The 7643-nt window shown below is 65.1% G+C and carries 9 protein-coding genes and 1 pseudogene; 9 read left to right on the top strand and 1 reads right to left on the bottom strand.

Going from position 1 to position 7643, the window contains the following annotated elements; translation table 11 throughout:
* Positions 1 to 122, bottom strand: a 122-nt coding sequence (locus tag ACRCSW_RS15710) for a creatininase family protein (protein ID WP_438706587.1), incomplete at its 3' end; no start/stop codon positions are given.
* 156 nt (positions 123 to 278) lie between these two features.
* Here ACRCSW_RS15710 and fabD point away from each other — a divergent pair.
* From fabD to ACRCSW_RS15665, 9 genes and pseudogenes are all read left to right on the top strand, one after another.
* Positions 279 to 1208 carry an ACP S-malonyltransferase gene (gene fabD / locus ACRCSW_RS15705; protein ID WP_438706586.1) on the top strand — a complete coding sequence of 310 codons (930 nt, stop codon included), beginning with the start codon at positions 279 to 281 and terminating at the stop codon, positions 1206 to 1208.
* Between the two features lie 13 nt (positions 1209 to 1221).
* A complete protein-coding gene (fabG, locus tag ACRCSW_RS15700) occupies positions 1222 to 1959 on the top strand; it encodes a 3-oxoacyl-[acyl-carrier-protein] reductase (protein ID WP_438706585.1) in 738 nt (245 codons plus the stop codon).
* A gap of 161 nt (positions 1960 to 2120) precedes the next feature.
* The gene (locus tag ACRCSW_RS15695) at positions 2121 to 2354 is read left to right on the top strand and encodes an acyl carrier protein (protein WP_128515501.1); all 234 of its coding nucleotides are present in this window, start codon (positions 2121 to 2123) and stop codon (positions 2352 to 2354) included.
* Positions 2355 to 2575: 221 nt separating this feature from the next.
* Complete coding sequence (locus tag ACRCSW_RS15690) at positions 2576 to 3523, top strand: arginase family protein (protein WP_438706584.1); 948 nt, start codon at positions 2576 to 2578, stop codon at positions 3521 to 3523.
* Positions 3524 to 3632: 109 nt separating this feature from the next.
* Positions 3633 to 4145: a hypothetical protein gene (locus tag ACRCSW_RS15685; RefSeq protein ID WP_438706583.1), complete on the top strand. Its 513-nt coding sequence runs from the start codon at positions 3633 to 3635 to the stop codon at positions 4143 to 4145.
* 211 nt (positions 4146 to 4356) lie between these two features.
* Positions 4357 to 5616 carry a beta-ketoacyl-ACP synthase II gene (gene fabF, locus ACRCSW_RS15680; RefSeq protein ID WP_438706582.1) on the top strand — a complete coding sequence of 420 codons (1260 nt, stop codon included), beginning with the start codon at positions 4357 to 4359 and terminating at the stop codon, positions 5614 to 5616.
* Between the two features lie 2 nt (positions 5617 to 5618).
* On the top strand, positions 5619 to 6797 hold the full coding sequence (gene mltG, locus ACRCSW_RS15675) for an endolytic transglycosylase MltG (RefSeq protein WP_438706581.1): 1179 nt from the start codon (positions 5619 to 5621) through the stop codon (positions 6795 to 6797).
* Between the two features lie 345 nt (positions 6798 to 7142).
* Complete coding sequence (locus tag ACRCSW_RS15670) at positions 7143 to 7469, top strand: hypothetical protein (RefSeq protein WP_438706580.1); 327 nt, start codon at positions 7143 to 7145, stop codon at positions 7467 to 7469.
* Positions 7420 to 7643 (top strand): annotated as a pseudogene (locus tag ACRCSW_RS15665) (ATP-binding protein); the annotation flags it as partial. The gene ACRCSW_RS15670 and the pseudogene ACRCSW_RS15665, both read left to right, overlap by 50 nt.

Raw genomic sequence — 7643 nt, 5'->3', positions numbered from 1 at the left:
GAGACCGGCAGATGTGGCCCATGCTGCTCGATGGCACCCACCGGCAGGACGGCGATCAGCCGCTCCCGGTCCAGCGCCATGATCTCGCGCGCGCTGTAGTCGGCCCAGAACCGGCTGTGCATGCCATTCGCTCCTTGCAACTCGGGCAAGGATGACCAAAGCCGGGCCCGGAAGTCAAACCAAGCGCTTCCCAGACCGCTTTCCTTGCCGATCCACCCCTCCGGCGATTGCAGAAGACCCCCCACCGCGCTATCCCCAAGGAAACGCTAGGGGGAAACATGAGCCGCGCATTCGTCTTTCCGGGGCAGGGCGCCCAGACCATCGGCATGGGCCGTGCGCTGGCCGAGGCCTATCCGGTCGCCAGGGCCGTCTTCGACGAGGTCGATGCAGCCCTGGGCGAAAAGCTCTCCACCCTCATCTGGGAGGGCGACATTGCCGAGCTCACCCTGACCCAGAACGCCCAGCCCGCGCTGATGGCGACCTCCATCGCGGCTCTCCGGGCGCTGGAGGCGGAAGGCTTCGGTCTGGATCACGCAAGCTTCGTCGCCGGGCACTCGCTCGGCGAATACTCCGCCCTTTGCGCCGCCGGGTCGCTGACGCTTTCGGATACCGCACGGCTTCTGCGCATCCGCGGCCAGGCGATGCAGGAGGCCGTCCCCGTCGGCGTCGGTGCGATGGCCGCCCTTCTGGGCCTGGACTTTGAAGCCGCCACCGCCGTTGCCGCCGAAGCTGCCCAAGGCGAGGTCTGCCAGGCCGCGAACGACAACGACCCCATGCAGGTCGTGGTTTCCGGCCACAAGGCCGCCGTCGAGCGCGCGCTGGAGATCGCCAAGGCCAAAGGCGCCAAGCGCGCAATCCTCCTTCCCGTCTCCGCCCCGTTCCACTGCGCCCTGATGCAGCCCGCCGCCCATGTGATGGCCGAGGCCCTGGCCGCCGTTCCGATCGGTACGCCGAAAGTGCCTGTCGTCGTCAACGTGCGGGCCGAGGCGGTGATGGAACCGGACCGGATTCATGACCTCTTGATCGCCCAGATTACCGGCTCCGTCCGCTGGCGCGAGAGCGTCCTCTGGATGGAAAAGGCCGGTGTCACCGAGTTCTGGGAGATCGGCGCCGGAAAGGCGCTGTCCGGCATGATCAAGCGGACCGCTGCCGAGGCCACGACCCGCGCCATCGGCACGCCCGACGATATCGCCGCCCTGAAGGCCTGAGAGGAGTTCCCGAATGTTCGACCTGACCGGCAAAGCCGCCCTTGTGACCGGAGCCTCCGGTGGCATCGGCGCCGACATCGCCCGAGCTTTGCATGCGGCGGGCGCGACCTTAGGCCTTTCCGGCACCCGCACCGAACCGCTTGAGAAACTGGCGGCGGAACTTGGCGACCGCGCCCATGTTCTCCCGTGCAACCTCTCGAACCCCGAGGACGTGGAGGGGCTGGTCAAACGCGCGGTCGAGGCGATGGGGGCGGTCGACATCCTGGTGAACAACGCCGGGATCACCAAAGACGGCCTTGTCATGCGCATGTCGGACGAAGACTGGCAGGCCGTGATCGACGTGAACCTGACGGCGACCTTCCGCCTTTGCCGGGCGGCGATCCGGGGGATGATGAAAGCCCGCTGGGGGCGGATCGTCAATATCTCCTCGGTCGTCGGCCAGACCGGGAATGCGGGCCAGGTGAACTATGCGGCCTCGAAGGCCGGGATGGTGGGCCTCTCGAAATCGCTGGCGGCGGAAGTAGCAAGCCGCGGGATCACGGTGAACTGCGTGGCGCCGGGCTTCATCGAAACCGCGATGACCGACAAGCTGAACGACCAGCAGCGCGAAGGCATTCTGGGCGCGGTCCCGGCCGGGCGGATGGGTAAACCCGAGGAAATCGCCGCGGCCGTCCTGTACCTTGCCTCGCCCGAGGCGGGTTATGTGACCGGCGCCACGCTCCACGTCAACGGCGGCATGGCGATGGTCTGACGCCGCCCTGTGCCAAGTCAGGTTAAAGCGTTTGCCATGCGCGCAGACCCTTGCTATAGGCGCGCAGGATTGCGCCAGGGTGCTTGCCCCGGCAGGCAACGCCCGGTAAACGTTAGAACGAGAACGGCCGGGGAATTCCGGCCCAAGATAGAGGAACGGACATGAGCGACATCGCTGATCGCGTGAAGAAGATCGTCGTCGAGCATCTGGGCGTCGAAGCAGACAAGGTAACGGAATCGGCCTCGTTCATCGACGACCTGGGCGCGGATTCGCTCGACACGGTCGAGTTGGTCATGGCCTTCGAGGAAGAGTTCGGGATCGAGATCCCCGATGACGCCGCCGAGACGATCCAGACCTTCGGCGATGCGGTGAAGTTCATCTCGGAAGCCGCCTGAGGCTTTTGTCCTTCGGGACGGAAAGGGCACCCTGCGGGGTGCCTTTTGCATTTGGCCGGGCGGTGGGCGCCAAATCTTTTCGAAAAGATTTGCAAAATCCTTCGAAGGATTTTGGCCCCGCCCCGGCCGTCGCGACCGGCGGTCCGCCGCCGCCCCCCGGCTTCCACCTTGCCTCGCCGTTTTGGCCCGTCCAGTCTGATACCCAGCGAAGGAGGGCCTGGATGACCGGCAACACTGCCCTTGGCACGATGTTCGGTGCCGCATCGGCCGATACCTTCATGGGCATCCCCCGCTGCCGCGATCTGTCACGGCTGACGGCCAGAATGGCCCTGATCGGGGCGGACGGCTGTACGCCCTATCCTTCGGTCGGCTTCTACTGCGCGGGCGGCCCTGCGGCGATCCGCGCGGCGGGGGCGGCCTATGCGGCGAACCTGGCGCATATGAACTTCGACCTTGGCGGGCCGGTCTTTCCAGGTGGCGTATCCGCGGTGGATGCAGGGGACCTGGAGCAGGACATCGGCGATCCCGCCGGAAACCGCTCGCGGATCTTCGGCGCGGTCAGCCAGATCCTTGACCGGGGCGGGGTACCGATGCTGATCGGCGGTGACGACAGCCTGCCGATCCCGATGCTCGAGGCCTATGGCGCGCGGCGCCGGGGCTTCACCATCCTGCAGATCGACGCGCATATCGACTGGCGGGATGAGGTTCAGGGCGAAAGGCTTGGGCTTTCCTCGACGATGCGGCGGGCTTCGGAAATGGACCACATCGACGCGATCATCCAGGTCGGCCAGCGCGGCATCGGCTCGGCCCGGATGCAGGATGTGCAGGATGCCGAGGCCTGGGGCGTCGGCTTTGTTCCGGCGGGAGAGGTGGCGCGGTCGGGGATCGGTCGCGCGATCGATCTGATCTCGGAGGGGGCAGAGGTGATCGTCTGCCTCGATCTCGACGCGCTTGACCCGCCGATCATGCCCGCCGTGATCGGGCGCACCGCGGGAGGTCTTGGCTTCTGGCAGGTGCTGGAACTGATCGCCGGGGTCGCCGAGAAGGCCCGGATCGTGGGCTTCGACATGGTGGAATTCATGCCTGACCGTGATGTTGACGGGCAGGGGGCCGCACTGGCCGCACAGCTGCTGGCGGCGGTCATGGGGATCGTGGCACGGCAGGGGTAGAGGACCCCGGCACGACGTCCTTTGCGCGAAGCGGTCTGCCATTTCTGACTTGGTGCGCCCGAACTGGCCGTGATATGCCGCTGACTGAATAACAACTCCGGGGACAATTGTGATCAAGAAAGTCATTCTATGGATCGTGGCAATCGCCTGCCTGACGCTCGTCTTTGTTCTGCAGGATTGGTACCGCTTCGCCAAGTATTCTGAAATCGATCCCCAGCGCGGCATTTTCGGCAACAGTCATCTTGAAGTCTGGATCGATATCAATGCCCGGATGCCTTCGCCAATGCGCAAATGGGCCTGCAAAACCCTCTTGGACCGGGAAGCTGCCGTAATCGGCGGGACCGGGCGTGCTCCATATGGTTGCGAACCCGATTTTGACGATCCGCCCGCCACCCGATTTGTGAACGCGTTCGTCAACAGCGCAAAGGTCCGGGCAGAACGAGCCGGAACCGCCGAGCAGGCAACAGCGGTAGTGAACTGCATGCAGACCGATTTTGTGGCCAAGTTGTCCGCTGAACAGCTAGAGGCGATCACCAACAACGACGCCGAGGTTGTGGGTTCGCTAAGCGAAGCGGCCATCGCCGCGGGCGACGCCTGTCTTGCGGCCCAAGGGTTGAACTGATCTTCGCGGGCGCTTCCGGGCGGGTCGTCGCGGGATCGAGCAAAGATTAAGGCTTCCTGAATGCACCCGGCCAAGGCATTGATTTCCCTTGCCGGGCTTTGTCGGGCACCGTGCCCATGCCTTCCACCCGCCGATCCGCCTGCCCCACGGTTGCGCGAAAACTGGGGCCCGTGTATCACCGCGGAAAAGCCTTGATCTGGGAGAGAGCAGCATGCGTCGTGTCGTGGTCACCGGTCTTGGGATGGTCACCCCCCTTGCCTGCGGGGTGGAAGAGACCTGGGCCCGCCTGATCGCCGGCCGCTCGGGCGCGGGGCCGATCACCCGGTTCGATCCGGCGAATGTGGTCACCCAGTATGCCTGCGAGATCCCGAAGGGCGACGGCACGGACGGCACCTTCAACCCCGACGACTGGATGGAACCGAAGGACCAGCGCAAGGTTGACGACTTCATCATCTACGGCATGGCCGCCGCCGTCCAGGCCGTGCGGGATGCCGGGTGGGAGGACCCTTCGGAGGAGGAAAAGCTCCGGACCGGGGTGATGATCGGGTCGGGCATCGGGGGGCTTACGACGATTGCCGAGACGGCGGTGATGATCAAGGAGAAGGGGCCGAAGCGGGTGTCGCCTTTCTTCATCCCGGGCGCGCTGATCAACCTTGTCGCGGGGCAGGTTTCGATCCGCTTCGGCTTCAAGGGCCCGAACCACGCGGTGGTGACGGCTTGTTCGACCGGCGCCCATGCCATCGGCGACGCGGCGCGGCTGATCCAGTGGGGCGATGCCGATGTGATGGTGGCGGGCGGCACGGAAAGCCCGATCTCGGAAATCGGGATCGCGGGGTTCAACGCCTGCAAGGCCCTGTCGACGAAGCGCGCGGACGACCCGACCAAGGCGAGCCGTCCCTATGATGCGGACCGCGACGGGTTCGTGATGGGCGAGGGGGCGGGGATCGTGGTCCTGGAGGAGTACGAGCACGCGAAGGCTCGTGGGGCCAGGATCTACTGTGAGGTCCTGGGCTATGGCCTGTCGGGCGACGCCTACCACATCACGGCACCGTCCGAGGACGGGGATGGCGGTTTCCGTTCCATGGCGGCGGCGTTGAAGCGGGCGGGGCTGGAAGCGTCGGATATCGACTATATCAACGCGCACGGGACCAGCACGATGGCCGACACGATCGAGCTTGGCGCGGTGGAGCGGCTGTTGGGCGATCATGCCCCGAAAGCCACGATGTCTTCGACCAAGTCCTCGATCGGGCACCTTCTGGGTGCAGCGGGTGCGGTAGAGGCGATCTTCTGCGTGCTGGCGATCCGCGATCAGGTGGCGCCGCCGACGATCAACCTGGACAACCCGGCGGTGGCGCCGAAGCTGGATCTGGCGGCGAACAAGGCGGTCAGGCGCAAGATCGATGTGGCGCTGTCGAACAGCTTCGGCTTCGGCGGAACCAACGCCAGCATCGTCTTGGGCAAGGTGCGCTGAAGATGTGGAAGTCCATCGCCTCGAACGCGCTGACGCTGTTCATCGTGATCCTGATCGCGATGGCGGCAATGGTCGCCTGGGGGCGGAACGAGTTTGTCGCGCCCGGACCCTTGGCAGGAGCGATCTGCCTGGAGGTGGAGCGCGGGGCGTCGTTGTCTTCCGTCAGCCGGAATCTGGAAGAGCGGGGGGCGATCTCTGACGCGCGGATTTTCCGGATCGGGGCGGAGTACTCTGACCGGGCGGACGATCTGAAGTTCGGGAGTTACATGGTTCCCGAAGGCGCCAGCATGTCGGAAGTTCTGCAGGCGATCACCTCGAGCGGGCGGTCGACCTGCGGGCGGGACCTCAATTTCCGGATCGGCATCAACTCGGCCGATGTGGTGCTGAGCGAGCTGGATCTGGCCACGAATTCCTATTCCGAGGTGACGCGGTTCGATGCCGGGGTCGATCCGCTGCCGCCGGAGTATCTTGAGGTGTCGGACGATCCGGCGCTGGTTTTCCGGATCACTGTGGCTGAGGGCGTGACCAGCTGGCAGATCGTCGATGCGCTGAAGAAGGCCGACTTCCTGCAGGGCTCGCTGGAGACCGTGCCGCCGGAGGGAAGCCTTGCGCCGGGGGGCTACGAGGTCGAGCGGGGGGCCGAACGTGGCGGGTTGATTACCGCGATGACCGAGAAGCAGGCGGCGGTGCTGGCGGAAGCCTGGGCGGCCCGCGCCGAGGGGCTGCCTTATGATACGCCGGAAGAGGCGCTGATCATGGCTTCGATCATCGAGAAGGAGACGGCGGTTGCGGAGGAACGGGGGCAGGTGGCCAGCGTCTTCGTCAACCGGATGCAGCAGGGGATGCGGCTGCAGACCGACCCGACGGTGATCTATGGCATCACCAAGGGCGAGGGTGTGCTGGGACGGGGCCTGCGGCAAAGCGAGCTGCGGCGAGAGACGCCCTGGAACACCTATGTGATCGATGGCCTGCCGCCGACGCCGATCGCCAACCCCGGTGCGGAAGCGATCAGGGCGGCGGTGAATCCGGACACGACGGACTATCTTTTCTTCGTCGCGGACGGGACGGGCGGGCATGCTTTTGCCGAGACGCTGGCCGAGCACAACGAGAATGTCGCGCGGTGGCGGGAGATCGAGGCGCAGCAGGGGGCCGAGGGCGAGACGGGGGTCCAGGGCGAGTGATGTCCCACGGTGGGACAATGGCCTGTTCTCATGAAAATCAAGGGCTTACTGTAGCGGTCACCACTCGTTAACTGCGTTCCGGTGCCCGTAGGCCGCCCGTTTCAGGTCGCTTCTGCCTACACAAGGGCCATCGCAAGGGATGCGTGGCCGGGAAGGTTACCAAAGTCCTAACGGACCGTTCGATAAGCCATTGATCCAAAAGACTTTTGCGCTTGACTTTGCGAACGGTCCAATGTAGACATTGTGGCATGCTAGAAGAAGTGTCGAAGCGGCCCGGGGGTAACCCCGCTGGCCGCTTTTTCATTTCGCTCGTGCTGGGGGCTGCATGAGAGGTGACGGGTATAGATGACAGTTGGCTTCATGGAGGACGACGTCACGCCAGAGGATCTTCTGGGCGTGGCTGAAGATCTCTACGGCCTGGCGGCGATGGAGCTTAAGCGCACCATTGCCGCGATCCGGGCCGGAGAATTCACGGAAATCAAAGCAGCACAGACGGCGATCCGCGATCTTCGCGCGACGACGCAGCAGGCGCTGCAAGAAAGAGGCAACGTTGACAAACTCCGCAAGCAGATTGCCGGCCACGTCGGAGCCGGCGGAACACTCGACCTTGAAGACGCCCGAGCTGAAATCGGGCGCCGCCTGGCTTGCCTCCGCAACGCCGGAGGAGGTTGACGAGTTCCTGTCGGGCTTGAGCCAGAATGCGCTTCTGGCTCTGCCCTGGGTCTTCGAGTTCTGGGCGCTGCCGCATCAGTTGCCGCCAAGGGGCGCCTGGAAGACTTGGGTGATCATGGGCGGGCGTGGCGCGGGCAAGACGCGTGCGGGGTCGGAATGGGTGCGGGCGCAGGT

The sequence above is a fragment of the Tabrizicola sp. genome (assembly GCF_051645465.1).
GTDB lineage: Bacteria > Pseudomonadota > Alphaproteobacteria > Rhodobacterales > Rhodobacteraceae > Tabrizicola.
This window is presented reverse-complemented; position numbering and strand designations above follow the sequence as displayed.